Below are 24,355 nucleotides of genomic sequence, written 5' to 3' on the forward strand. Positions count from 1 at the left end.
GCCCGGCTGTACCCGCTGCCGGTAAACAACCTGATATACAGGCAGAACGCTCCCGATGACCGGCCCGGACCCGCAGCCGACCGGTCCGACGAGAAGGGCACGCCGCCGCACGTGAGGGACACACGAGAGAGCCGGCTGCTACTGGTGCTGCTGGTCGCCGTCGCGTTCGCACTGATCACGGTGGACATTCGCGGTGGCGAACAGTCCCCGCTCGACGGTGTCCGGCACGCCGCCGCCTCGGCCTTCGGGCCGGTGGAGGCCGGGGTGGCCGACGCCGTGGACCCGGTCGGCAACGCCATCGCCGCCGTACGGGACTCGGGCGGCCGCCACAGCCGCATCGCCCAGCTGGAGCGGGAGAACGCCACCCTCAAGCAGCGCCTCGGCAGCGACGACCGCAACCGCGGCCGGGCCCGCGAGCTCGACGCGATGCTCAAGACCGCGGGCCGCGGGCAGTACGGCATCAAGGGTGCCCAGGTCATCGCCATAGGAGCGGCCCAGGGCTTCTCCTGGACGGTCACCATCGACGCGGGCAGCAACGACGGCATCCACCGCGACATGACCGTGCTCAACGGCGACGGCCTCGTCGGCCGGGTCACCACCGTCTCCCGGTCCACCGCCACCGTCCTGCTCGCGACCGACCCCAAGTTCACCGTCGGCACCCGGATGGAGAAGTCCGGCGAGCTCGGCTTCGCCACCGGCCAGGGCGACCGCTCCCTGCGCGTCGAACTCCTCAACGGCAAGGCCGTCGTCCACGAGGGCGACCGCCTCGTCACCTTCGGCTCCAGCAGGAACAAGCCGTTCGTGCCCGGCGTCCCCGTCGGCGAGGTCACCCGCGTCGAGCCCGCGGGCGGCAGCCTGACCCGCACCGTCCAGGTCCGGCCCTTCGTCGGCTACAGCAGGCTCGACATCGTCGGCGTCGTCGTCGAGGAGCCCCGCACCGACCCGCGTGACACGGTCCTGCCGCCGAAACCCGAGGCTCCCAAGCCGACGCCCACGGTGACCGTGACGGCCACCCCCTCCGCGAGCGCCAAACCCCAGGACTGAACCGATGCGCATCAACCGGATCCTGCTCTCGTCGGCGCTCGTCGTGATCGCCCTCGTCGTCCAGGTGACCGTTCTCGCCCGGCTCCACCTCCCCGGCGCCGTCCCCGACCTGATGCTCCTCGTCGTCGTCGGCCTCACGCTCGTCTACGGGCACACCAGCGGCGCCCTCATCGGCTTCGGGGCCGGTCTCCTCGCCGACCTCGCGCCGCCCGCCGACCACGCCACCGGGCGGTACGCCCTGGTGCTGTGCGTGGTCGGCTATGTCGTCGGCCTGGTCAAGCCGGAGAGCGGCAGAGTGCGCTCGGCCACCGTCCCCATGCTCGTCGTCGTCGCCGCGGCCATCGGCTCCACGCTGCTCTACGCGGGCGTGGGCGCGCTCGTCGGCGACACCGCGGCCCGCCACGTCGGGCTGAGCGGCCTGGTCCTCACCGCGACGCTCTACGACCTGCTGCTGGCGCCCTTCACCGTGCCGCTGATCATGGCGCTCGCCCGCCGCACCGAGAACGACCCGCTCGCGGGCGAGGGGGGCCCGGCGACGCTGGCCGGCGGCGAGGGCGCCTTCTCCCGCCTCGGCGGCCAGCGCGGCGGTCTCTTCGGCAGGCCGGCCCGCCGGCAGGGCCGCCTGAAGGGGGTCCGGCGGCTGTGACACGGCACTCTTCCGGCAAGCCCGGCGAGGCGGTCGAGGGGGCATGCGAGGGGGCGGCCGCCGAGGTGGCCGACGGTGATTCCGGAGCGACGAACGAGGGGGCGTCATGAGCAACATTTCCGAGAGCGGGCGCTCTTCGCGCGTCACCATCCGCCTCATCACCATCCAGATCCTCGTCGTCTCCCTCCTGCTCACCCTCGGCGGCCGCCTCTGGTACCTCCAGATCCGCAACGGCGACCAGTACACCGCCGAGGCCGCCGACAACCACATCCAGCAGGTCGTCGCCCCCGCCACCCGCGGCTCGATACTGGACGCCCGCGGCGTGCCGCTGGCCGACAACGAGACCCGGCTCGTGGTCTCCGCCAACCGCACCGACCTGCTGAAGATGCCCGACCGCGGCAAGGCCGTACTCGCCCGGCTCGCCGGTGTCCTCGGCCTCAGGCCCGAGGACGTCGCCGCCAAGGTGCGGCTGTGCGACGCCAAGACCCCCAAGCCCTGCTGGGCCGGCTCGCCCTACCAGCCCATCCCCATCACCGACCAGGCCACCACCCAGCAGGCCCTGCAGATCCGTGAGCGCGCCGAGGACTTCCCCGGTGTCACCGCCGAGCCCACGGCCGTACGCCGCTACGCCGGGCCCGGCGGCTCCAACACCGCCCAGGTGCTCGGTTATCTCTCGCCCGTCACCGACGACGAGATCAGCAAGACCAAGTCCGGCCCCGCCCCGCTGCTCCGCTCCGACCAGGTCGGCCGCTCCGGGCTCGAGCGGCAGTACGACACCCAGCTGCGCGGCAAGGCGGGCGTCACCCGCTACGAGGTCGACAACCTCGGCCGCGTCATCGGCAAGGCCAAGAGCGACAAGGCCGTGCCCGGCGCCAACATCGTCACCAGCATCGACGCCCGCGTGCAGGCCATAGCGGAACGCGAGCTGAACCAGGCGATGAAGGACGCCCGCAAGGAGCTCGACCGCAACACCGGCGTCAACTACAAGGCCGACGCGGGCGCCGTCGTGGTGATGGAGTCCAAGACCGGCCGGGTCGTGGCCATGGCCTCCAACCCCACCTACGACCCCAACGCCTGGGTCGGCGGCATCTCCGCCAAGGACTACAAACAGCTCACCGGCAAGGACTCGGACTACCCCCTGCTCAACCGGGCCATCCAGGGCCAGGCGGCACCCGGCTCGATCTTCAAGGTCATCTCCGCCACCGCGGCGGTCAAGGCCGGATACGACTTCAACGGCAACTACAACTGCTCCAGCTCGTACAGCATCGGCAACCAGGTCTTCAAGAACTTCGAGTCCAAGGGCTACGGCCCGATCAACCTCGGCCGGGCGCTGGAGGTCTCCTGCGACACCGTCTTCTACGACCTGGCCTACCGCCAGTGGCAGAAGGACGGCGGCAACAACCCCAAGCACCCGGCGGACTGGTTCTACCGCACCGCCCACGACTTCGGCCTCGGCAAGGAGACCGGCATCGACCTCCCCAACGAGGTCAAGGGCCGCGTCCCGGACCGCGAGTGGAAGAAGAACTACTGGGAGGCCAACAAGGACACCTGGTGCAAGCAGGGCGGCAACAGCGACGACTACGCCGCGAAGATCGCCAAGGAGAACTGCGAGTCCGGCATGCGGATGCGCGCCGGTGACTCCGTCAACTACTCCATCGGCCAGGGCGACACCCTCGTCACGCCCATCCAGATGGCCACCATCTACGCGGGCATCAGCAACGGCGGCACGCTCTACAACCCCACCATCGGCAAGGCGATCGTCAGCGCCGACGGCAAGCACGTCCAGGAGATCGCGCCCACGGCCCACGGCAGGCTGCCGTTCGACAGGAAGACCCGCGACCAGCTCGACGCCGCGCTCGCCGGCGTCGCCACCCAGGGCAGCGCCGCCTGGCGCTTCGAGGGCTGGCCGCAGAAGGACATCCCGATGCACGCCAAGACCGGCACCGCCGAGGTCTACGGCAAGCAGACCACCTCGTGGTTCGCGACGTACACGCAGGACTACACCGTCGTCATGACGATCTCTCAGGGCGGCACCGGCTCCGGTGCCTCCGGTCCCGCCGTGCGCAACATCTACAACGCCCTCTACGGCGTCGACGAGAAGGGCAAGATCGACCCGGGCAAGGCCCTGCTGCCGCACCCCGAGAGCGGACTCCCCAGGATCGAGAAGGACGGCACGATCGAGGCCCAGAAGATCGACGTGCCCTCCCCGCCCGCCCGGAAGGAGGACCAGCAGCAATGACCACCACCGGCGGCTACAGGATCCGCCGCTACACCCCCGAGCGCGGCATCTGGGGCACGCTCACCGCCCGCGACTCCGTCGTGCGCCGCCTCGACTGGGTCATGCTGCTCGCCGCGCTCGCCCTCTCGGGCATCAGCACGCTGCTGGTCTACTCCGCCACCCGCGGCCGCAAGGAACTCACCCACGGCGACCCGTATTACTTCCTGTTCCGCAACATCCTCAACACCGGTATCGGACTCGCCCTCGCCGTCGGCGCGGTCTGGGTCGGCCACCGCGCCCTGCGCGGCGCCGTGCCCATCCTCTACGGCGTCTCCGTGCTGCTCACCGCCGCCGTGCTCACCCCGCTGGGCGCGACCATCAACGGCGCCCGCTCCTGGATCCAGCTGGGCGGCGGCTTCTCCCTCCAGCCCTCCGAGTTCACCAAGATCACCATCACGCTCGGCATGGCGATGCTGCTGGCCGCGAAGGTCGACGGGGGTGAGAAGTCGCACCCCGACCACCGCACCGTCCTGCAGGCGCTCGGCCTCGCCGCCCTGCCGGTCCTGATCATCCTCTTGATGCCCGACCTCGGCTCCGTGATGGTGCTGGTGGTGATCGTGCTCGCCGTGCTGCTCGCCTCCGGCGCCTCCAACCGCTGGATCGCCGGTCTGCTCGGCGCGGGCGTCCTCGGCTGCGTCCTCATCTGGCAGCTCGGCGTGCTGGACGAGTACCAGATCAACCGCTTCGCCGCCTTCGCCAACCCCGCTCTCGACCCCTCCGGCGTCGGCTACAACACCAACCAGGCCCGCATCGCGATCGGCTCCGGCGGCCTCACCGGCTCCGGGCTCTTCCACGGCTCCCAGACCACCGGCCAGTTCGTGCCCGAGCAGCAGACCGACTTCATCTTCACCGTCGCCGGTGAGGAGCTGGGCTTCGTCGGCGCGGGCGCGATCATCTTCCTCGTCGGTGTCGTGCTCTGGCGCGCCTGCCGGATCGCCCGCGAGACCACGGAGCTCTACGGCGCGATCGTCGCGGCCGGGATAATCGCCTGGTTCGCCTTCCAGGCGTTCGAGAACATCGGGATGACCCTCGGGATCATGCCGGTGACGGGACTGCCGCTGCCCTTCGTCTCGTACGGCGGATCGTCGATGTTCGCCGCGTGGATCGCCATCGGCCTGCTTCAGTCGATCAAGGTCGAGAGACCTGTGTCCGCGTAGGGCACGGCCGTCGCGGGCGTTCGAATCCGGTCGGACTCCTTTCGTGCCCTGCACATCGGGCCGGACGCGGACTAGATTCGCCCTATGGCGGACACCGTGCGAGAGATCGAGCGGAAGTACGAAGGCCAGGGCGCGAAGCCGGCCCGGCTGCCCGACCTGAGCCGTGTCGCGGCGACCGTCACCCACCAGGGGACGCAGCGGCTCGACGCCGTCTACTACGACACCAAGGACCGGCGCCTCACCGACGCGCACATCACCCTCCGCCGCCGCACCGGTGGGAACGACGCGGGCTGGCACCTCAAACTCCCCGTCGGCCCCGGGGAGCGCGACGAGATCCGCGCGCCCCTGACCCCGGCCGTCCCACGGGAACTCACCGACCTCGTGCGCGCCAGGATCCGCCACGCCGAGCTCGCCCCGATCGTGCGCATCGTCTCCCGCCGCACGGTCCACCACCTCCTCGACGACGACGGCACCCTCCTCGCCGAGGCGAGCGAGGACGCGGTCACCGCCGACCGGCTCACCCGGGACGGCCGCTCCGCCCGCTGGACGGAGGTCGAGGTGGAGCTCGGCGAGGGGGCCGACCCCGCCTTCCTCGACACCGTCGAGCGGCGCCTGCGCAAGGCCGGGCTGCGCCCCTCGAAGGCCCCCTCCAAGCTGGTCAGGGCCCTGGCCGAGACCGACCCCGCGCCGCGCGGGGCGAAGGACGGCAAGGCGAAGGACGGCAAGGCGAAGAAGCCCACCGCGCCCACCGCCGGCGACCACGTGCTCGCCTACGTCCGCGAACAGACCGACGCCCTCCTCGCCCTCGACCCGGCCGTCCGCGGCCGCGCCGAGGACTCCGTCCACCAGATGCGGGTCGCCACCAGGCGGCTCCGCAGCGCCTTCCGGACGTACGGCAAGGTCCTCGACCGGAAGGCCACCGACCCCGTCGGCGCCGAACTGAAGTGGCTCGCCACCGAACTCGGCGTCGACCGCGACCGCGAAGTGCTCGCCGAACGCCTCGTGGACCGGCTCGCCGAGGTGGACGGCACGCTCGTCCTCGGGCCCGTCGCCGCCCGGCTCCGTGTGGCCGCGGCGGGCCGCCGCAAGGGCTCCCGCAAGCGCCTCGCCGCCCTCCTCGACAGCGACCGCTATCTCACCCTGCTCGACACCCTCGACGCCCTGCTCGCCGACCCGCCCCTGCGCCCCGCTGCCGCCCGCCCGCCCCGCGAGGTGCTGGCCCGGGCCGTCCTGCGCGACTACGGACGCCTCGCCTCCCGCGTCGAGCACGCCCTGGCCACCGGGCCGGGCCCGGAGCGCGACGCCGTCCTGCACGACGCCCGCAAGGCCGCCAAGCGCGCCCGCTACGCCGCGGAGGCGGCGCGGCCCGCGCTCGGGAAGCCGGCGAAACGGTTCGCGGCACGCATGAAGTCCGTACAGACCCTGCTCGGCGACCACCAGGACAGCGTCATGGCCCGCGCCGCCCTGCGCACCCTGGCGGCCCAGGCCCACGCGGCGGGGGAGAGCACCTTCACCCTCGGACTCCTGTACGGCCGGGAGGAGCGGCGGGCGGCCGACGACGAGCGGGAGCTGCCGGAGCTCTGGCGGAAGGCGTCCCGTAAGCGCCACCGCGAGGCACTGCTGCGCTGACGCCCGGCTCGGACCGCGGAATTCCGCCGTGCGAGGGCGTGACCTCGGCTGCGTTAGCCTTGAGGGTCACCCCTGTCAGCTCACGAAGGTCTCGGGTATGTCTGCCGAATCGGTCTTCCCGCAGCTCGAAGCTCTGCTCCCGCATGTGCAGAAGCCGATCCAGTACGTCGGTGGAGAGCTCAATTCCACGGTCAAGCCCTGGGAGTCCACGGACGTCCGCTGGGCGCTCATGTACCCCGACGCCTACGAGGTCGGGCTGCCCAACCAGGGCGTCATGATCCTTTATGAGGTCCTCAACGAGCGCGAGGGCGTCCTCGCCGAGCGCACGTACAGCGTGTGGCCGGACCTCGAGGCGCTGATGCGCGAGCACAAGGTCCCGCAGTTCACCGTGGACAGCCACCGGCCCGTCGGCGCGTTCGACGTCTTCGGCCTGAGCTTCTCCACCGAGCTCGGCTACACCAACATGCTCACCGCCCTCGACCTCGCCGGCATCCCGCTCGACGCGGCCGACCGCACCGTCGACCACCCGATCGTCCTCGCCGGCGGCCACGCGGCCTTCAACCCCGAGCCGATCGCGGAGTTCATCGACTGCGCGGTGATCGGCGACGGCGAGCAGGCCGTGCTGGAGATCACCGACATCATCCGGGCGTGGAAGGCCGAGGGCCGCCCCGGCGGCCGCGACGAGGTGCTGCTGCGCCTGGCCAGGACCGGCGGCGTCTACGTCCCGCGCTTCTACGACGTGGAGTATCTGGCCGACGGCCGGATCGCCCGTGTCGTGCCCAACCACTCCGGCGTGCCGTGGCGCGTGTCCAAGCACACCGTGATGGACCTCGACGAGTGGCCCTACCCCAAGCAGCCGCTCGTCCCGCTCGCCGAGACCGTGCACGAGCGCATGTCCGTGGAGATCTTCCGCGGCTGCACCCGCGGCTGCCGCTTCTGCCAGGCCGGCATGATCACGCGCCCCGTGCGGGAGCGGAGCATCACCGGCATCGGCGAGATGGTCGACAAGGGCCTGAAGGCGACCGGCTTCGAGGAGGTCGGCCTGCTGTCGCTGTCCTCCGCGGACCACACCGAGATCGGTGACATCGCCAAGGGGCTCGCCGACCGCTACACCGAGGACAAGATCGGTCTCTCCCTGCCGTCGACCCGCGTGGACGCCTTCAACGTCGACCTCGCGAACGAGCTCACCCGCAACGGCCGCCGGTCCGGCCTCACCTTCGCCCCCGAGGGCGGCTCCGAGCGCATGCGCAAGGTCATCAACAAGATGGTCTCGGAGGAGGACCTGATCCGCACGGTCTCCACCGCGTACGGCAACGGCTGGCGCCAGGTGAAGCTGTATTTCATGTGCGGCCTGCCCACCGAGACCGACGAGGACGTCCTCCAGATCGGTGACATGGCGGTCAACGTCATCGCCGAGGGCCGCAAGGTCTCCGGCCAGAACGACATCCGCTGCACCGTCTCCATCGGCGGCTTCGTGCCCAAGCCGCACACGCCGTTCCAGTGGGCGCCGCAGCTCTCCGCCGAGGAGACCGACGCCCGGCTGGAGAAGCTGCGCGACAAGATCCGCGGCGACAAGAAGTACGGCCGCTCGATCGGCTTCCGCTACCACGACGGCAAGCCCGGCATCATCGAGGGCCTGCTCTCCCGCGGTGACCGCCGCGTCGGCGCCGTCATCCGCGCGGTCTACGAATCGGGCGGCCGCTTCGACGGCTGGCGCGAGCACTTCTCGTACGACCGCTGGATCAAGTGCGCCGAGCAGACGCTGCCGCCGCAGGGCGTCGACGTCGCCTGGTACACCACGCGCGAGCGTACCTACGAGGAGGTCCTGCCCTGGGACCACCTGGACTCCGGTCTCGACAAGGACTGGCTCTGGGAGGACTGGCAGGACGCCCTCGACGAGACCGAGGTCGAGGACTGCCGCTGGACCCCGTGCTTCGACTGCGGCGTCTGCCCGCAGATGGACACGAGCATCCAGATCGGCCCGACGGGCAAGAAGCTGCTGCCGCTGACGGTGGTCAAGTAATAACGTGAGCCGCGCGGGAGAGCCCATGCTCTCCCGCGCGGCCGCATGTGAAGGGGAGGCGACGTGACGCCGACGTACCAGGTTCACTTCACGGAGCAGGCCGCCTTCCGCCGTGACCGGCTGGACGATCAGCAGCGTGCCGCGTTCGACAAGGGCATCGCGCTGCTGGCCCGTGACCCCTTCACCGAGCTCTCCCGTCCCATGAGCGCCACCGGTGACGACCGCACCATCCGGCTGACGCAGAACGTCCTCGTCGAGTACACCGTGAGCCTGGGCCGGCTGCTGATCTTCATCGTCGAGGTCTTCAACGACAAGGACATCCTCGTCACCGACGAGTCCTGACCCGCCAGGACGCGTCCTTCCTCGAGACACGTACTCTAGGTAGCAGTACGACCGCACTCACGAAGGACAGAACACTGGGCAAGCGACAGCCCGAAGGCCCGCCGCCCGCACCCGTGGTGCAGCGCATTCGTCTGCGCTACACCAAGCGCGGCCGCCTCCGGTTCACCAGCCACCGCGATTTCCAGCGCGCCTTCGAGCGGGCCCTGCGCCGCGCCGAGGTCCCCATGGCGTATTCGGCCGGTTTCACCCCGCACCCCAAGGTGTCGTACGCCAATGCCGCACCCACCGGCACGGGCAGTGAGGCCGAGTTCCTGGAGATCCAGCTCGCCGAGGCCCGCGACCCGCAGGAGCTGCGCAAGCTGCTCGACGAGTCGCTGCCGGACGGGCTCGACATCACGGACGCGGTGGAGGCGCACACCTCCTCCTTCGCCGACCGGCTCGAGGCATCCGTATGGGAGCTGCGGCTGGACGGCGTGGAGGTCGCGGAGGTCCGGCGGGCCGTGGCGGCCTTCCTCGCGGCGGAGACCGTCGAGGTCCAGCGCCGCACGAAAAATGGGTTGCGCACCTTCGACGCCCGCGCCGCGGTCGTCCGGCTCGAGGCCCTCGACGCTCCGGCCGATAGGCCCGGCGACGGTCCCTGTGCGATACTGCGGCTGGTTGTTCGGCATTTGACACCTGCCGTTCGACCCGACGACGTCCTGTCCGGTCTCCGCGCTACGGCCGACCTGGCGCCGCCGGTCCCCGCTGCGGTGACCAGGCTGGCGCAGGGGCTGCTCGATGAGGAGTCCGGCACGGTGACCGACCCGCTCGCGCCCGACCGCGACGCTTCCCCGGCCGCAGTAACCACAGCCGCCGGACAGAGCGCCGGTGCCGCGCAGGTGCCGGAAGGTTCTGTGTAAGGACGGCCGTCGCCGTGCCGCCGGTCCACCAGGGAGCCACCCGGGTCCGGCAGGCGCACTGACCAGGAGACTTTCGCCGGTCCCGACGTTTCGGACCCGGCGAGCGAGACGACAGCTCCCGTGCGGCGACCGCGCCCCGGACGGCGGTACGCGCACATCACGCGGACCGCCGGGACGGACCAAGGCGCGGCGCCCGGGAGCGTGACGGGAGAACCGCCCGCATGCTCGACGAACCCATTGAGCCCGCCAACCACTCCGACAGCGGTCCTGGAGACACGCTGCCGCCGCGACGCCGCCGCCGTGCGGCGTCCCGCCCCGCCGGCCCGCCGTCGGCCGGGGACACGACCGCACAGCCCGTGACGGTCCCCGCCGCCGAGGCGCGGCCGGAGACCCCGGCGCCCGCCGCCGAGGCCCCGGCCGCCGCCGAGGCGCCGGCCACCCCCGCCCGCCCCCGCCGCCGTGCCACGCGCAAGGCGACGGCCCCCGCGGGTGCCCCCCGGACGGCCGAGCCGGTCGCTGAGGAGACCCCCGAGGCCCCCGCCGCCGTGGCCGCCGAGCCCGAGGCCGCCGAGGCCGCCAAGCCGGCCCGTACGCGCCGTCGCGCCACCCGCAAGGCCAGCGCGCCCGCCGGTGCCCCGCAGCAGGCCGAGACGGCCGCCGAGGCGCCCGTGACGGCCGAGCCCGCCGAGACCCAGGCTGAGGCCGCCGAGCCCGAGCCCGAGGCGCCCGCCGCCGAGGCCGCGCCGCCGGCCCGTACGCGCCGCCGTGCCACCCGTAAGGCCACCGCCCCGGCCGGTTCCCCGCAGGCCGCGGAGACCGTGGTCGAGCCGGCCGCGCCCGTCGCCCCCGCCGCCGAGGCCGAGACCGAGGACGAGGAGGAGCTGGAGGCCGTCGAGGAGACCCCGGCCCCCGCTCCCCGTACGCGTCGCCGTGCCACCCGCAAGGCCACCGCCCCGGCCGGTTCCCCGCAGGCCGCCGAGGCGCCCGTGGAGGAGGCTCCGGCCGAGGAGGAGGCGCCGGTCGCCGAGACCCGTGGCCGCCGCACCCGTCGCCGTGCCGCCGGTACCGAGGAGGCCGCCGAGGCCGCCGAGGCCCGTACGCGTGGCCGCCGCCAGGTCGCCACCGGTGACGCCGAGGCCGCCGCCGCCGCGCTGGAGGCCGCCAAGGCCGAGAGCCGTGCGCGGGAAGCCGCCACCGAGACCCCGGCGGAGCCCGCCGAGGCTCCCGCGCGTGGCCGTCGCCGCGCCGTGCGCCCGCCGAGCGCCGTCTTCCAGGCGCCGGTCTTCACCGAGCCGATGTTCCAGACGCCGGAGACCGCCGCGGCGGCCGCCGCCGTCGCCGTGCCGGCGGAGGAGCCCGAGGCGGAGCAGGCCGAGCGTGCCGCCGAGGCCGCCCCGGCCGGCCGCCGCCGTCGCCGCCGTCGTGGCGAGCCCGCCGAGGCCGAGCAGGCCGTGGTGGAGGAGACGGTGTCCACCGTCGCCGAGGAGCCCGAGGCCGAGGACGCCGAGGAGCCCGAGGCCGCCCACGACGAGGAGGAGTCGGACCGCCCCTCGCGCCGTCGCCGGCGGGGTGGCCGTCGCCGCCGCCGCGGTGAGGCCGGCGAGCCCGAGGCCGAGTCCGCCGACGAGGAATCCGCCGAGGCCGAGCAGGAGGCCGAGGCCGCCGAGGAGGAGCAGGAGGAGGCGTACGGCGAGGAGCCGGGCGCCGGTTCCGCGGGCAGCCGCCGTCGCCGCCGTCGCCGTCGCCGCAGTGGCGACGCCGCCGAGGCCGAGGCGGTCGAGGGCGACCCGGAGCGTACGGTCGTGAAGGTCCGCGAGCCCCGCAAGCGCGAGGAGCGCGAGCTCGGCACCGGCTTCGACGAGGTGCAGTCCATCAAGGGCTCCACCCGCATGGAGGCGAAGAAGCAGCGCCGCCGTGAGGGCCGTGAGCAGGGCCGCCGCCGCGTGCCGATCATCACCGAGGCCGAGTTCCTGGCCCGCCGTGAGGCCGTCGAGCGGGTGATGGTCGTGCGCCAGAGCGGTGAGCGCACCCAGATCGGCGTGCTGGAGGACAACGTCCTCGTCGAGCACTACGTCAACAAGGAGCAGGCCACCAGCTACGTCGGCAACGTCTACCTGGGCAAGGTCCAGAACGTCCTGCCGTCCATGGAGGCCGCCTTCGTCGACATCGGCAAGGGCCGCAACGCCGTGCTCTACGCCGGTGAGGTCAACTTCGAGGCGCTCGGCATGGGCAGCGGCCCGCGCCGCATCGAGACCGCGCTGAAGTCCGGCCAGTCCGTGCTCGTGCAGGTCACCAAGGACCCGATCGGCCACAAGGGCGCCCGCCTGACCAGCCAGGTCTCGCTGCCGGGCCGCTACCTCGTGTACGTGCCCGAGGGCTCGATGACCGGCATCAGCCGCAAGCTGCCCGACACCGAGCGCGCGCGCCTGAAGCAGATCCTCAAGAAGATCGTCCCCGAGGACGCGGGCGTCATCGTCCGTACGGCCGCCGAGGGCGCGAGCGAGGACGAGCTGGCGCGTGACGTGCAGCGCCTCCAGGCCCAGTGGGAAGAGATCCAGAAGAAGGCGAAGAGCGGCAACGCCCCGACCCTGCTCTACGGCGAGCCGGACATGACCGTCCGCGTCGTGCGCGACATCTTCAACGAGGACTTCTCCAAGGTCATCGTCAGCGGCGAGGGCGCCTGGGAGACCATCCACGGCTACGTCTCGCACGTCGCCCCGGACCTCACCGACCGGCTGCAGAAGTGGACGTCGGACGTCGACGTCTTCGCCACGTACCGGATCGACGAGCAGCTGATGAAGGCGCTGGACCGCAAGGTCTGGCTGCCGAGCGGCGGTTCGCTCGTGATCGACCGGACCGAGGCGATGGTCGTGGTCGACGTCAACACCGGGAAGTTCACCGGTCAGGGCGGCAACCTCGAGGAGACGGTCACCAAGAACAACCTCGAGGCGGCCGAGGAGATCGTGCGCCAGCTGCGGCTGCGCGACCTCGGCGGCATCGTGGTGATCGACTTCATCGACATGGTGCTGGAGGCCAACCGCGACCTCGTGCTGCGGCGCCTGCTGGAGTGCCTGGGCCGCGACCGCACCAAGCACCAGGTCGCCGAGGTGACCTCGCTCGGTCTGGTGCAGATGACCCGCAAGCGGGTCGGCCAGGGCCTGCTGGAGTCGTTCTCCGAGCCCTGCGTGCACTGCAACGGCCGCGGCGTGATCGTCCACATGGACCAGCCCACGTCCGTCGGCGGTGGCGGTGGCGGCAAGCGCGCCAAGAAGAAGGGCAAGGGCCAGCCGCACGAGCACGAGCACGTGCAGGCGGAGGCCGCCGAGCCGGTCGAGGCCGAGGCGGAGGCCGTCCACGAGGAGCCCGAGCTGGAGCCCGTCACGGTGACCGAGGCGGAACTCCAGCCGTCGGTCGGCGGGGACGAGGAGTGGTTCGGCAGCCCGGCCGAGGCGCGTGCCGCCGCCGGTCCGCGCGGTGGCCGTACGCGCCGCCGGGCGACCCGCAAGGCGACCGCCCCGGCGGGTTCGCCGAAGGCCGCCGAGCCGGAGATCGTCGTGGAGACCGCGCCGGCCCCCGAGCCGGTCGCGCCGGCGGTGGCCGAGCCGGTCGCCGAGGCCGAACCCGTGGCGGAGCCCGCGCCCGAGGCCCCGGTGGAGGCGGCTCCGGCCGCTCCCGCCCGGCCGCGCCGCCGGGTCACCCGCAGGGCGTCCGCCCCGGCGGGCTCGCCCACGGCGGCCGAGGAAGCGGCCGTGGTCGTCGTGACCGCGCCCGCCGCCCTGGCGGCCGAGCCGGAGCCCGAGCCGGCGCCGGTGGAGCCGGAGGCCGTCGTCGAGCCGGCCGCGGAGACCGGGGCCGCGCGGTCCGAGGCCGTGGAAACCGAGGCCGTGGAAACCGGGGCCGAGGCCCCGGCCCCGGCCAAGAAGACGGCCCGTAAGACGGCCGCCAAGAAGGCCCCGGCGAAGAAGGCCACCGCCACCAAGAAGGCGGCGGCCAAGAAGACGACGACCGCCAAGAAGACCACGGCCAAGAAGACGGCCACCAAGACAGCGGCGAAGAAGGCCCCGGCGAAGAAGACGGCCAAGAAGGCCGCCACGGCCCCGGCCGCGGCTTCCGCCGAGGAATAGGCCGGTGGGTCTTTCCCGGGTGCCTGGCGGCCGGAATCCGGCCGCCAGGCACCCGGGGACCCGGCCCGGTGTTCCGCCCGGACGGCCGCTCCATCGAGCGGCGGCCCGGGGCCGGAGCCCGGTTTGACCCCTTGGGCAGGGCCCCGTAACCTTGCCTTCGGCGTCTGTACGCCAACCCCTGAGCAAATCCCTCCCGGTGAATTCCGGGAGAGGCCGCTCGTCCCTTCGGATATGCGCGGGCTTCGTGCCCACGCGAGCGGCTGGCATCAGAGGTCCCGATTACCAGCGAGAGAGTGAGATCCGCGTGTACGCAATCGTGCGTAGCGGTGGTCGCCAGCACAAGGTTGCTGTCGGCGACATCGTCGAGGTTGACAAGATTTCCGACGGCAAGGTGGGCGACTCCGTCGAGCTCTCCACGCTGCTCGTGGTCGACGGCGAGTCCGTCACCAGCGACCCGTGGGTGCTGGCCGGGATCAAGGTCCAGGCCGAGATTGTGGACCACCACAAGGGTGCCAAGATCGACATCCTGAAGTACAAGAACAAGACCGGCTACCGCAAGCGCATTGGTCACCGCCAGCAGTACACGGCGATCAAGGTCACCGGCATCCCCACGGCTGCGAAGTAAGGGACTGAGAACACATGGCACACAAGAAGGGCGCATCGTCCACTCGGAACGGTCGCGACTCCAACGCTCAGCGGCTCGGCGTCAAGCGCTTCGGCGGCCAGGCCGTCAACGCCGGTGAGATCCTGGTCCGCCAGCGCGGCACCCACTTCCACCCGGGTGCGGGCGTCGGTCGCGGTGGCGACGACACCCTGTTCGCGCTGGCCGCCGGTGCGGTGCAGTTCGGCACCCACCGTGGTCGCAAGGTCGTGAACATCGTCCCGATCGCTGAGTAATCAGCCTTTCGGCGCGACACAAAGCACCTTTCCGAGGGCGGGCCGCTTTTCCTGACGGGGAAGCCGGTCCGCCCTCGGCGTGTTAGTACAGAGACATCCCCGTACTCCCCCGGCCTCCGGCCGGGGGCACCCCCAGGAGGCAACCGCAATGACCACCTTCGTGGACCGCGTCGAGCTGCATGTCGCCGCGGGTAACGGAGGCCACGGCTGCGCCTCCGTTCACCGTGAGAAGTTCAAGCCGCTCGGCGGCCCGGACGGCGGCAACGGCGGCCGTGGCGGCGACGTGATCCTGGTCGTGGACCAGTCGGTCACCACGCTCCTCGACTACCACCACAGCCCCCACCGCAAGGCCACCAACGGCCAGCCGGGCGCCGGCGACAACCGCTCCGGCAAGGACGGCCAGGACCTCGTCCTGCCCGTGCCGGACGGCACCGTCGTCCTGGACAAGGACGGCAACGTCCTCGCCGACCTGGTCGGCCAGGGCACCACCTTCATCGCCGGCCAGGGCGGCCGTGGCGGCCTGGGCAACGCGGCGCTGGCCTCCGCCCGCCGCAAGGCCCCCGGCTTCGCGCTGCTCGGCGAGCCCGGCGAGTCCCGTGACATCGTCATGGAGCTCAAGACCGTCGCCGACGTGGCGCTGGTCGGCTACCCGAGCGCGGGCAAGTCCTCGCTGATCTCGGTGCTCTCCGCCGCCAAGCCGAAGATCGCGGACTACCCCTTCACGACGCTGGTCCCGAACCTGGGCGTGGTCACGGCCGGTTCGACCGTCTACACCATCGCCGACGTCCCGGGTCTGATCCCGGGCGCCAGCCAGGGCAAGGGCCTCGGCCTCGAATTCCTGCGGCACGTCGAGCGCTGCTCGGTCCTCGTGCACGTGCTGGACACCGCGACCCTGGAGTCCGACCGCGACCCGGTCTCCGACCTGGACGTCATCGAGGCGGAGCTGGCGCAGTACGGCGGTCTCGACGACCGGCCGCGCATCGTCGTCCTCAACAAGATCGACATCCCGGACGGTCAGGACCTGGCCGACATGATCCGCCCCGACCTGGAGGCCCGCGGCTACCAGGTCTTCGAGGTCTCCGCCGTGGCCCGTACGGGCCTGAAGGAGCTCTCCTTCGCGCTGGCCGGCATCATCTCCGCGGCGCGCGCCGCGAAGCCGAAGGAGGAGGCGACCCGCATCGTCATCCGCCCGAAGGCCGTGGACGACGCGGGCTTCACGGTCACGCTGGAGGACGACGGCATCTACCGCGTGCGCGGCGAGAAGCCGGAGCGCTGGGTGCGCCAGACCGACTTCAACAACGACGAGGCCGTCGGCTATCTGGCGGACCGCCTCAACCGCCTCGGTGTCGAGGACGAGTTGCTGAAGGCCGGCGCGCGCGCGGGCGACGGCGTGGCCATCGGTGCCGAGGACAACGCGGTCGTCTTCGACTGGGAGCCGACGATGATGGCGGGCGCCGAGATGCTCGGCCGCCGTGGCGAGGACCACCGCCTGGAGGCCCCGCGACCGGCCGCCACGCGCCGTCGCGAGCGGGAGGCCGAGCGGGACGAGGCGCAGCGGGAGTTCGACGGCTTCAACCCGTTCTGACCTGACGCGTCATCAACTCACCGCCCGGTGACGGGTGCACCTTCTGGGTGTGCCCGCTCGCCGGGCGGTTTTTTGTTCCCCAGCCCCGCCCCTTCCCGAACCGGGGCTTCGCCCCAGACCCCGAAGCACGCTTCGCGCGCTGTCCTCAATCGCCGGACGGGCTGAAATCAGCCCCGGTTTCCGGAAGGGCGGGGGAACAAAAAACCGCCGGGCGAGCTGGAGGGAAAACCAGCTCGCCCGGCGACTGAGGGCGGGGTCAGACGGACGCCGTCTCGTCCGCGCGCTGCGGGGGGATCTCGGAGGCGCGAGCCTCCATGCGCTCGCGTCGCGCGTCGGCCTCCGCCGCGAGGGAGAGCGCCGCGGCGTTGAAGCGGACCAGCGACGGCGGGTCGGACGGGCCCAGCAGCTGGACCTTGAGCTCCGCGCGCGCCGCGGCGAAGCCGTCCAGGCCGGGGTCGCGGACCGCGGCGAGCAGCCCCGGCACCTCGGTCGCCTCCGGGGTGAGGATCGTCGCCGCGCTCACCGTCGGGAACGCGGCCCGGAACTCCTCCTCGGCCATCCCGCTGGTGTTCGCCACGGCGTACGGCTTCTCACTGATCAGGTAGTCCGAGACCACGCTGGAGACATCGCTGATCAGCAGGTCGGACTGGTTGAAGCAGGTGTAGAGCGCCGGGCGCGGGCCGGTGATGATCTGGTGCTCCCAGACCGGCAGCGAGGCCCAGTACGCGGCCTCCCAGGCGGCCGTCGCGGCCTCCACGGTCGCGGCGCGCCCCTTCTCGGGCGTGCCCTGGAGCATCATGCGCTCGACCTCGTCGGCGCTGTCCCGGAAGGTGCTGGTGGTGAGCCGGTCCAGCTCGGCCGTGCGGCGCGCCAGCTCGGCGGCCGCCTCGGGGCCGGGCCGGTCCCCGCCGCGCTTCGCGTTGGCCTCGCGGATCATGGCCTGGATGCGCTCGTCGGCGCGCCCGGCGCGCGGGTCGACGGAGCCGGTCATCGGGTGCGGCTTGTAGAGCAGCCGCACCGCGGGGTCGGCCAGCAGCGCGCGGACGATGTTCTCGCCGGCGAGCATGACCGAGGTGTTGCCCGGCTGGCCGTCCCAGCCCTCCCAGGTGGGGGCGTAGAGCACGGTGGTGTACGGCGTGGCGGGCGCCCCGGCGTACGGCTGGATGGGCGCCAGCTGGGGACGGCCGACCTCGACCACGTCGCGGTCGTCGACACCGATGTCGGCGAGCTGGTAGCGCTCGCGGGCGGCGGGCCCGGCGACCCAGATCTCGTCGTACGCCTTGGAGTACGGGTTGCAGCTGGAGAGCTTGTCGCTCTCGCCGTGGTTGGTGAAGGCGTGCTTGATGGACGGCATGCGCAGCACCTGCGAGGTCTTACCGGAGTTCGCCGGGTGCAGCATCATCTTCAGCGACGACTTCTCCAGGGCCATCAGATGGACGACCTTGGGGATGCACACGATCGGCACGTCGGTGGCGTCGATCTTCTGCACCATGAAGCGCTCGCGGAGCACGATGACCGGGTTGCCGTCCAGCGCGGCGAGCGTGGAGAGCCACATGTTGGCCTGGTAGGCGGAGCTCGTGCCGCCGGAGAAGTACATGCCGACGGTGGGCTTGTAGTCGGCGAACCAGCGGTCCAGCCACTCCAGCGCCTGCTGGTCGTTGGCGATGCGCTTCTTCGGGCGCAGCCAGGTGGCCAGCCAGGCGGTGCCGCCCAGGGCCAGCAGGAGGGCGACGCCGACGCCGGTCTCGCCCCACAGGGGCTTCTCGGTGGCGGCGGTCACCAGCAGGCCCGCGGTGGCGGGGACGGCGAAGCGCAGCAGCCGGCGGCCGTGCTGGCGGGCCAGCAGGCGCGGCGGGGCGGCGGACAGGCGCAGGCCCGTCGTGTCGATGTTCCGGGTCAGGAACGGCAGCGTGCGGCTGCGGCGGACCAGCAGCGCGGTGGCCTGGCAGGCGAGGTGCGCGGCGTAGAAGAGCACCAGGCCGACGAAGACCGGGGCATAGTCGCGCAGCGAGCCGTCGCCGTGCAGCCGCAGCAGTCCGATCAGCACCATCATGTCGCGCAGCAGCTGCCGCACCATGACGTCGAAGCGGATCTTGCCGAGGACGGCGACCAGACCGGGGTCGCGGTGCTGGAGGTAGAGGTCGAGCGCGAGGCCCGCCGCCGAGGCGGCGATCAGGAGCGGCACGAGGGGCAGCAGCGCCCCGACGAGCTGGGCGGCGAAGAACACCAGCATCGCGAGCAGCGCCACGAGCTGTAGGGCTCGGCGCGAGGCGGTTCCGGCAGAAGGCACTGGGCGGGCTCCTGGCAGGCGGGCGGGGAGGGACGGGGAATGCGGGGGACCGCGGGGCTCCTCCGGGCGGTCGGCCAGGGGAGAAGGACAGCGGTCGACCACCGACCGTATGACGGTCGCTGGTCCAGGGGCAATCTTCGCCGATGGCAATCATCGCAAAACAGGGCCGAACGACCACAATCCTCAGACGGTAGATTTGCGGGCCGGAGCAGTCATCACAGGACCGGCGATCACTAGAGGTGTGCGGACGTGACAGGGGCAGGGGCGAGTACGGGGGCAGCGGCGGCGGCACGGGCGGAGGTGACCGGCGCCCGCAGGATCGTGGTCAAGGTGGGATCCTCGTCACTCACCACCGCGGGCGGGGGGCTCGACGCCGACCGCGTTGACGCACTCGTCGACACGCTGGCGAAGGCCGGCGTGGAGAAGGAGATAGTGCTGGTCTCCTCCGGCGCCATCGCCGCCGGGCTCGCACCCCTGGGGCTCGACCGGCGCCCGCGCGACCTGGCCCGCCAGCAGGCGGCCGCCAGCGTCGGCCAGGGCCTCCTCGTGGCCCGTTACACGGCGTCCTTCGCGCGCTACGGCCGCCGCGTCGGCCAGGTGCTGCTCACCACGGACGACACCAGCCGCCGCGCGCACTACCGCAACGCCTACCGCACACTCGACCAGCTGCTGGCGATGGGCGCGGTGCCGGTCGTCAACGAGAACGACACCGTGGCCACGGACGAGATCCGCTTCGGCGACAACGACCGGCTGGCCGCCCTCGTCGCCCACCTCGTACGGGCCGACCTGCTGATCCTGCTGTCGGACGTCGACGGGCTGTACGACGGCGACCCCAGCATCCCGGGCACCTCCCGGATCGCGGAGGTCAGCGGCCCCGCGGACCTCGAAGGCGTCTCGATCGGCAGCGCGGGCAAGGCGGGCGTCGGCACCGGCGGCATGGTCACCAAGGTCGAGGCGGCCCGGATCGCGGCCGCGGCCGGCGTGCCCGTGGTGCTCACCTCAGCCAGCCAGGCCGCCGACGCCCTCGCCGGGCGGCCGACCGGCACCCTCTTCCACCGCACCGGCCGCCGCTCCACCGACCGCCTGCTGTGGCTCGCGCACGCCTCCGCGCCGTGCGGGGCGCTCACCCTCGACGACGGCGCCGTGCGGGCCGTGATCGAGGGCGGCGCGTCCCTGCTGCCCGCCGGCATCGCGGCCGTCGAGGGTGAATTCAGCGCGGGCGACCCGGTCGAGCTCCGGGACGCCGCGGGCCGGGCCGTGGCCCGCGGGCTCGTCGCCTTCGACGCGGCGGAGATCCCGCAGCTGCTGGGCCGCTCCACCCGTGACCTGGCCAAGGAGCTGGGTCCCGGGTACGAGCGGGAGGTCGTGCACCGGGACGACCTCGTCGTGCTGCGCCGCTGACGGGCGTCATACAGGGACGAGAAGTCACGATCGGTCCAGCCTTTCCATGGGGACCTTCGGGAAAACCGCCACGCGGCCGCCCGGAGGCTGGTCAACTTTGTTGCGGGGACCGTCACGGGCAGGCGGCTCCCGGCATCGAACACAGGGCGCAGCGAGAGCAGCACGACACGGCTCCGCCGTATGCGCGCGGAGCAGCGAACAACAGGAGGCCGCCGGTGAGACGAGGGCGCCCAGGGGCCATGCCCCGAGGGACGGCGGAGCGCACCCTGACCAGCGTCGGCACGGGGGACGCCGTGGAGGGGCCACGCGGGAGCGCGGAGGGCGAACAGCGGGAGGGCGGGGCCCTGGCCGCGGAGCGTGAGGGCGAGGTGTCACGGCTGTGGCACATCACCCTGAGCGTCTCGGGAGCCGAGGCGCCGCTCGCCGAGGTCCGCCGGGGCCTCGAACAGCTCGCGCACGACCACCCGTTCCTGCTGACCAGCCGCTACGCCAACGACCACGCCGAGATCCGCTACTGGGAGGAGGCGCGCGACCTGCACGACGCGGCGGCCGTCGCGCTGCGGCTGTGGGGCGAGCACCGCTCGTCCGCCCGGCTCCCGCCGTGGGAGATCGTCGGCCTGGAGGTCATCGACCGGGGGACGTACCACCAGCGCATCGCGGAGGGCTACGGCCCGCTGCCGGCCACCCCGGTGGGCGTGCACCCCTTCTGAAGCGCCTCCTGAAGCGCCGCGTTCCGGACGCCGTGGAGCCCGCGTGCTGTCCGCAGTCCGGAACGCATGGTGGCCCGGGCGCGCGACGCGGCTAGGCTGCGAGCCATGAGCAGCGTTTTCCCCTCCCCCCTCGCCGACCCCATGCCGCAGTCCCCGGTGCTGCGCGCGGCCTACCGTGCCCGCGCCGCGGCCGCCGACCTGGCGCCACTGCCGCGCTCGGTGAAGGACGAGGCGCTGCTGGCGATCGCCGACGCGCTGGAGGTGCGCACCAAGGAGATCGTCGAGGCCAACGCCGAGGACGTCGAGAAGGCCCGCGCCGCCGGCACCAGCGAGACCGTGATCGACCGGCTGACCCTCACCCCCGAGCGGGTGCGGGCCATCGCCAAGGACGTGCGGGACGTCGTGGCGCTCCCCGACCCCGTCGGCGAGGTCGTGCGCGGTTCCACCCTCCCCAACGGCATCGACCTGCGCCAGGTGCGTGTCCCGCTGGGTGTCGTCGGCATCATCTACGAGGCCCGGCCCAACGTCACCGTGGACGCCGCCGCCCTCTGCCTGAAGTCCGGCAACGCCGTGCTGCTGCGCGGCTCTTCCTCCGCCTACGCCTCCAACACCGCCCTCGTGCGCGTCCTGCGGGACGCCGTGGGCGGCGCCGGGCTGCCGGCCGACGCCGTGCAGCTGGTCCCGGGCGAGAGCCGGGAGTCCGTACGGGAGCTGATGCGCGCCCGGGGCATGGTCGACGTGCTGATCCCGCGCGGCGGCGCCTCGTTGATCCGTACGGTCGTGGAGGAGTCCACCGTCCCGGTCATCGAGACGGGCACCGGCAACTGCCATGTGTACGTGGACGCCGACGCCGACATCGACATGGCCGTGGACATCCTCGTCAACTCCAAGGCGCAGCGCCCCAGTGTGTGCAACGCGGCCGAGACACTGCTCGTCCACCAGGACATCGCGGCGGAGTTCATGCCGCGCGCCCTCGCCGCGCTCGCCGAGGCGGGCGTGACCGTCCACGGCTGCGAGCGGGTGCTCGCGCTGGCGGAGGGCAGCCCGGCGACCGTCGTGCCCGCGACCGTCGAGGACTGGGAGACGGAGTATCTGTCGTACGACATCGCGGCCGCGGTGATGGACGACCTGGACGCGGCCGTACGGCACATCCGGCTGTGGACCTCCGGACACACCGAGGCGATCGTCACCACGTCACAGGCGGCCGCCCGCCGCTTCACCCAGCTGGTGGACGCGACGACGGTCGCGGTCAACGCCTCGACGCGGTTCACCGACGGCAGTCAGTTCGGCTTCGGAGCCGAGATCGGCATCTCCACGCAGAAGTTGCACGCCCGCGGGCCGATGGGGCTCCCCGAGCTCACCTCGACGAAGTACATCGTCACGGGCGACGGGCACATTCGCGGCGGAGCCCGTCCGGGAAGCTGAATTCCCGTACCGGCTGCACGGATTGAGCTTTCCGGGGCTACGCTGGACGGGTGCCGGACGACGTGGGGGGCCAGCCGTTCCCGGACGGCGAGGAGCCCGACAGCCACCGCCACGGAGACGCGGACGACGCGTTCGCCTCCGTGGTCTTCGACGAGGAGTTCGTGCGGTCCGCCGCGATCCACGAACCGACCGCGGCCGAGCGGATGCTCGCCGCCGCCCAGGCCCGCGCGGAGGCGGAAGCCTCCCGGGCCCGGGCGGGCGGCGGGCCCGCCGACGACGACGCGCTGGATTTCGAGGAGCCCTACGAGGGCGGGTTCGTCGCGGGCCCCACAGGCCACCACAGCGGCCGTGCGAGCGGCTGGTACACCCTCGCCCACGAGCTGGACCCGGACGACGCCTACGGCCCGTACGGGCGCTACGGCGGCGCGCGTGGGCCCTATCGGGGGCACGCCCGGTGGCAGCGCCCCGTGGCGTGGCTGCTCGCCGTGGTGATGGGCATCGGCGTGGTGGCCCTCGCCTTCGCCGCCGTCTACCGCAGCACGTCCTCCGGCAACCGGCCCGGCTCCGATCCGCCGCCCGCGACCACCGGAGTGGACGCCCCGGCGGGCGGGCGGCCGGGCCCGCTGCCGTCGGTGTCGGTCGACTCGGAGCCCCCGGTGGCCTCCGCGGCACCCCGCCGCTGACCAGGTCGGGCGGGGGTTGACATGCGTGCACCCGGCACCCGGAATTTTCCTCACAACTTGTCGTGTACCAGCGCGTTTACCGAGGCCCCGACGGACCTACTCTTGAGGTATGGACGGGCCTGGAGACCCACCTGAGGGGACGCCCGAGGGTGTCCCCGGGGGCGGGGAGGACGAGTACCGATCCGTCGTCTTCGACGAATCGTTCATCCGCGCTGCCCGCCTTCAGGAGTTCTCCGCGCGCGAGCGGATGGGTGACCACGCGCTCGCCGTGCGCAACCGCCATGTGTGGGCCCGTGTCAGCACCTCGCGACAGGTGCTCGTCCTGGTGATACTGATCGCCCTGGCCTTCGGCACGGCTGTCTACATGGGCCTGCGCCATCCCTACAAGGAAGCGGTGGTGCCCGTCGCGGAGCCGATGCGCTCCACGGTCATACCCCTCGCCCCGCGCGACCCCGTGCCCGGCGGTCCGGCGGCGCAGCTCTTCGACCACAGCCCGGCCGCGCAGTTCCGGCTGGGCGAGGAGGGCGTCACCCTGCCTCCCGCGCGCAGCACGCAGCACTTCTCCGAGAGCCAGGTGATGGCCGCGCTGGCCGCCGCCAAGGAGTACGTGGTGAAGTCCGCGACCGACCCGGCCGTCCTGGTCGGCGGGGCGCAGCGCACGCTGCGGGTGCTGCTCGACCCGGCGCAGCTCGATCAGTTCGACCGCAGCTTCGACCACCCCTCCGGCGACGGGCGGCACGCCGCCACCGGCTGGCTGATCCGCTTCGACCCCGGCCAGGTGGCCCTGGTGAACACGCCCGTGCGGACCCAGGGCGTCTTCTCCGTCTCGGAGACGGCCCCCGGCACGCTGGAGGTCTCGGGCGACCACACGTTCGTCTACGCGCTGCGGCCCGCGAAGGCGGGCGCCGACCTCGGTGCCGAGACGGACGGCGCCTCGCTGTTCACCGTGCGCCGCACGATGCGCTTCCGCTTCGACCGGGACGGCCTCCAGGACCACCACCTGACCGTGGTGCAGAGCAGTCTCCAGGCGGGCCCGGAGTCCTGCTCGGCGGACGACGCGGGCTTCCTCCGCCCCCTGCTGGCGGGCGAGCGCGCGAGCGGGGACGGCCCGGCGGTCACCAACCCCTACACGACGGGCCAGGACGGGACGGCGCTCTGCGGCTCGCTGGCGGCGAGCGCGCAGCCGGCCCGTTAGCGGGGGCCTCGGCCCCGGCGGGGGCCA

General features: G+C 72.5%; 18 protein-coding genes. 17 read left to right on the forward strand and 1 reads right to left on the reverse strand.

Annotation, left to right across the window (positions count from 1 at the left end; all coding sequences use genetic code 11):
• The first annotated feature begins 111 nt into the window (after positions 1 to 111).
• The 12 genes from mreC to obgE all read left to right on the forward strand — a co-directional run bounded on the left by mreC (position 112) and on the right by obgE (position 16,624).
• Positions 112 to 1,044, forward strand: coding sequence for a rod shape-determining protein MreC (gene mreC / locus ACH427_RS07920; protein WP_398868540.1), 933 nt, complete (start codon positions 112 to 114; stop codon positions 1,042 to 1,044).
• Between the two features lie 4 nt (positions 1,045 to 1,048).
• Entirely contained in the window at positions 1,049 to 1,690 is a 642-nt protein-coding gene (gene mreD / locus ACH427_RS07925) for a rod shape-determining protein MreD (protein ID WP_398868541.1), read from the forward strand.
• Positions 1,691 to 1,796: 106 nt separating this feature from the next.
• Positions 1,797 to 3,929, forward strand: a complete 2,133-nt coding sequence (gene mrdA / locus ACH427_RS07930; protein WP_398868542.1) for a penicillin-binding protein 2 — start codon at positions 1,797 to 1,799, stop codon at positions 3,927 to 3,929.
• On the forward strand, positions 3,926 to 5,125 hold the full coding sequence (rodA, locus tag ACH427_RS07935; RefSeq protein WP_398868543.1) for a rod shape-determining protein RodA: 1,200 nt from the start codon (positions 3,926 to 3,928) through the stop codon (positions 5,123 to 5,125). The genes mrdA and rodA overlap by 4 nt, the downstream gene beginning before the upstream one ends.
• Before the next feature lie 84 nt (positions 5,126 to 5,209).
• On the forward strand, positions 5,210 to 6,754 hold the full coding sequence (locus ACH427_RS07940; protein WP_398868544.1) for a CHAD domain-containing protein: 1,545 nt from the start codon (positions 5,210 to 5,212) through the stop codon (positions 6,752 to 6,754).
• A gap of 97 nt (positions 6,755 to 6,851) precedes the next feature.
• Positions 6,852 to 8,777, forward strand: a complete 1,926-nt coding sequence (locus ACH427_RS07945) for a TIGR03960 family B12-binding radical SAM protein (RefSeq protein ID WP_398868545.1) — start codon at positions 6,852 to 6,854, stop codon at positions 8,775 to 8,777.
• Positions 8,778 to 8,840: 63 nt separating this feature from the next.
• On the forward strand, positions 8,841 to 9,119 hold the full coding sequence (locus ACH427_RS07950; RefSeq protein ID WP_398868546.1) for a type II toxin-antitoxin system RelE/ParE family toxin: 279 nt from the start codon (positions 8,841 to 8,843) through the stop codon (positions 9,117 to 9,119).
• A 116-nt stretch (positions 9,120 to 9,235) separates the two neighbouring features.
• Positions 9,236 to 10,018, forward strand: coding sequence for a TIGR03936 family radical SAM-associated protein (locus ACH427_RS07955; RefSeq protein ID WP_398868547.1), 783 nt, complete (start codon positions 9,236 to 9,238; stop codon positions 10,016 to 10,018).
• A gap of 221 nt (positions 10,019 to 10,239) precedes the next feature.
• On the forward strand, positions 10,240 to 14,142 hold the full coding sequence (locus ACH427_RS07960) for a ribonuclease E/G (protein WP_398868548.1): 3,903 nt from the start codon (positions 10,240 to 10,242) through the stop codon (positions 14,140 to 14,142).
• Positions 14,143 to 14,446: 304 nt separating this feature from the next.
• Positions 14,447 to 14,767 (forward strand): 50S ribosomal protein L21, encoded by a 321-nt coding sequence (gene rplU, locus ACH427_RS07965; RefSeq protein ID WP_087928145.1) that lies wholly within the window; start codon positions 14,447 to 14,449, stop codon positions 14,765 to 14,767.
• A 14-nt stretch (positions 14,768 to 14,781) separates the two neighbouring features.
• Positions 14,782 to 15,039, forward strand: a complete 258-nt coding sequence (gene rpmA, locus ACH427_RS07970; RefSeq protein WP_361535646.1) for a 50S ribosomal protein L27 — start codon at positions 14,782 to 14,784, stop codon at positions 15,037 to 15,039.
• A gap of 148 nt (positions 15,040 to 15,187) precedes the next feature.
• Positions 15,188 to 16,624 carry a GTPase ObgE gene (gene obgE, locus ACH427_RS07975; protein ID WP_398868549.1) on the forward strand — a complete coding sequence of 479 codons (1,437 nt, stop codon included), beginning with the start codon at positions 15,188 to 15,190 and terminating at the stop codon, positions 16,622 to 16,624.
• 256 nt (positions 16,625 to 16,880) lie between these two features.
• Here obgE and ACH427_RS07980 read toward each other — a convergent pair whose 3' ends face one another.
• Positions 16,881 to 18,914 (reverse strand): hypothetical protein, encoded by a 2,034-nt coding sequence (locus ACH427_RS07980; protein ID WP_398868550.1) that lies wholly within the window; start codon positions 18,912 to 18,914, stop codon positions 16,881 to 16,883.
• Positions 18,915 to 19,214: 300 nt separating this feature from the next.
• Between ACH427_RS07980 and proB the strand changes: the two genes are divergently transcribed.
• The 5 genes from proB to ACH427_RS08005 all read left to right on the forward strand — a co-directional run bounded on the left by proB (position 19,215) and on the right by ACH427_RS08005 (position 24,328).
• Positions 19,215 to 20,315 carry a glutamate 5-kinase gene (gene proB, locus ACH427_RS07985; RefSeq protein ID WP_398868596.1) on the forward strand — a complete coding sequence of 367 codons (1,101 nt, stop codon included), beginning with the start codon at positions 19,215 to 19,217 and terminating at the stop codon, positions 20,313 to 20,315.
• 215 nt (positions 20,316 to 20,530) lie between these two features.
• The gene (locus ACH427_RS07990; protein ID WP_398868551.1) at positions 20,531 to 21,025 is read left to right on the forward strand and encodes a hypothetical protein; all 495 of its coding nucleotides are present in this window, start codon (positions 20,531 to 20,533) and stop codon (positions 21,023 to 21,025) included.
• Positions 21,026 to 21,130: 105 nt separating this feature from the next.
• Positions 21,131 to 22,450 (forward strand): glutamate-5-semialdehyde dehydrogenase, encoded by a 1,320-nt coding sequence (locus ACH427_RS07995; protein ID WP_398868552.1) that lies wholly within the window; start codon positions 21,131 to 21,133, stop codon positions 22,448 to 22,450.
• Positions 22,451 to 22,500: 50 nt separating this feature from the next.
• A complete protein-coding gene (locus tag ACH427_RS08000) occupies positions 22,501 to 23,133 on the forward strand; it encodes a hypothetical protein (RefSeq protein WP_398868553.1) in 633 nt (210 codons plus the stop codon).
• 109 nt (positions 23,134 to 23,242) lie between these two features.
• Positions 23,243 to 24,328: a hypothetical protein gene (locus tag ACH427_RS08005; RefSeq protein ID WP_398868554.1), complete on the forward strand. Its 1,086-nt coding sequence runs from the start codon at positions 23,243 to 23,245 to the stop codon at positions 24,326 to 24,328.
• Positions 24,329 to 24,355: the final 27 nt, after the last annotated feature.

Origin of the sequence: Streptomyces sp. NPDC020379 (assembly GCF_044387105.1) — a bacterium.
In the GTDB taxonomy this organism is placed as follows: domain Bacteria; phylum Actinomycetota; class Actinomycetes; order Streptomycetales; family Streptomycetaceae; genus Streptomyces.

Bases quoted from the DNA above. Each gene is read 5' to 3' on its own strand.
- mrdA (WP_398868542.1), top strand. From the start codon at position 1,797: ATGAGCAACATTTCCGAGAGCGGGCGCTCTTCGCGCGTCACCATCCGC.
- mreD (WP_398868541.1), top strand. From the start codon at position 1,049: ATGCGCATCAACCGGATCCTGCTCTCGTCGGCGCTCGTCGTGATCGCC.
- rpmA (WP_361535646.1), top strand. From the start codon at position 14,782: ATGGCACACAAGAAGGGCGCATCGTCCACTCGGAACGGTCGCGACTCC.
- ACH427_RS08005 (WP_398868554.1), top strand. From the start codon at position 23,243: ATGGACGGGCCTGGAGACCCACCTGAGGGGACGCCCGAGGGTGTCCCC.
- rodA (WP_398868543.1), top strand. From the start codon at position 3,926: ATGACCACCACCGGCGGCTACAGGATCCGCCGCTACACCCCCGAGCGC.
- ACH427_RS07995 (WP_398868552.1), top strand. From the start codon at position 21,131: ATGAGCAGCGTTTTCCCCTCCCCCCTCGCCGACCCCATGCCGCAGTCC.
- ACH427_RS07945 (WP_398868545.1), top strand. From the start codon at position 6,852: ATGTCTGCCGAATCGGTCTTCCCGCAGCTCGAAGCTCTGCTCCCGCAT.
- ACH427_RS07940 (WP_398868544.1), top strand. From the start codon at position 5,210: ATGGCGGACACCGTGCGAGAGATCGAGCGGAAGTACGAAGGCCAGGGC.
- ACH427_RS07960 (WP_398868548.1), top strand. From the start codon at position 10,240: ATGCTCGACGAACCCATTGAGCCCGCCAACCACTCCGACAGCGGTCCT.
- obgE (WP_398868549.1), top strand. From the start codon at position 15,188: ATGACCACCTTCGTGGACCGCGTCGAGCTGCATGTCGCCGCGGGTAAC.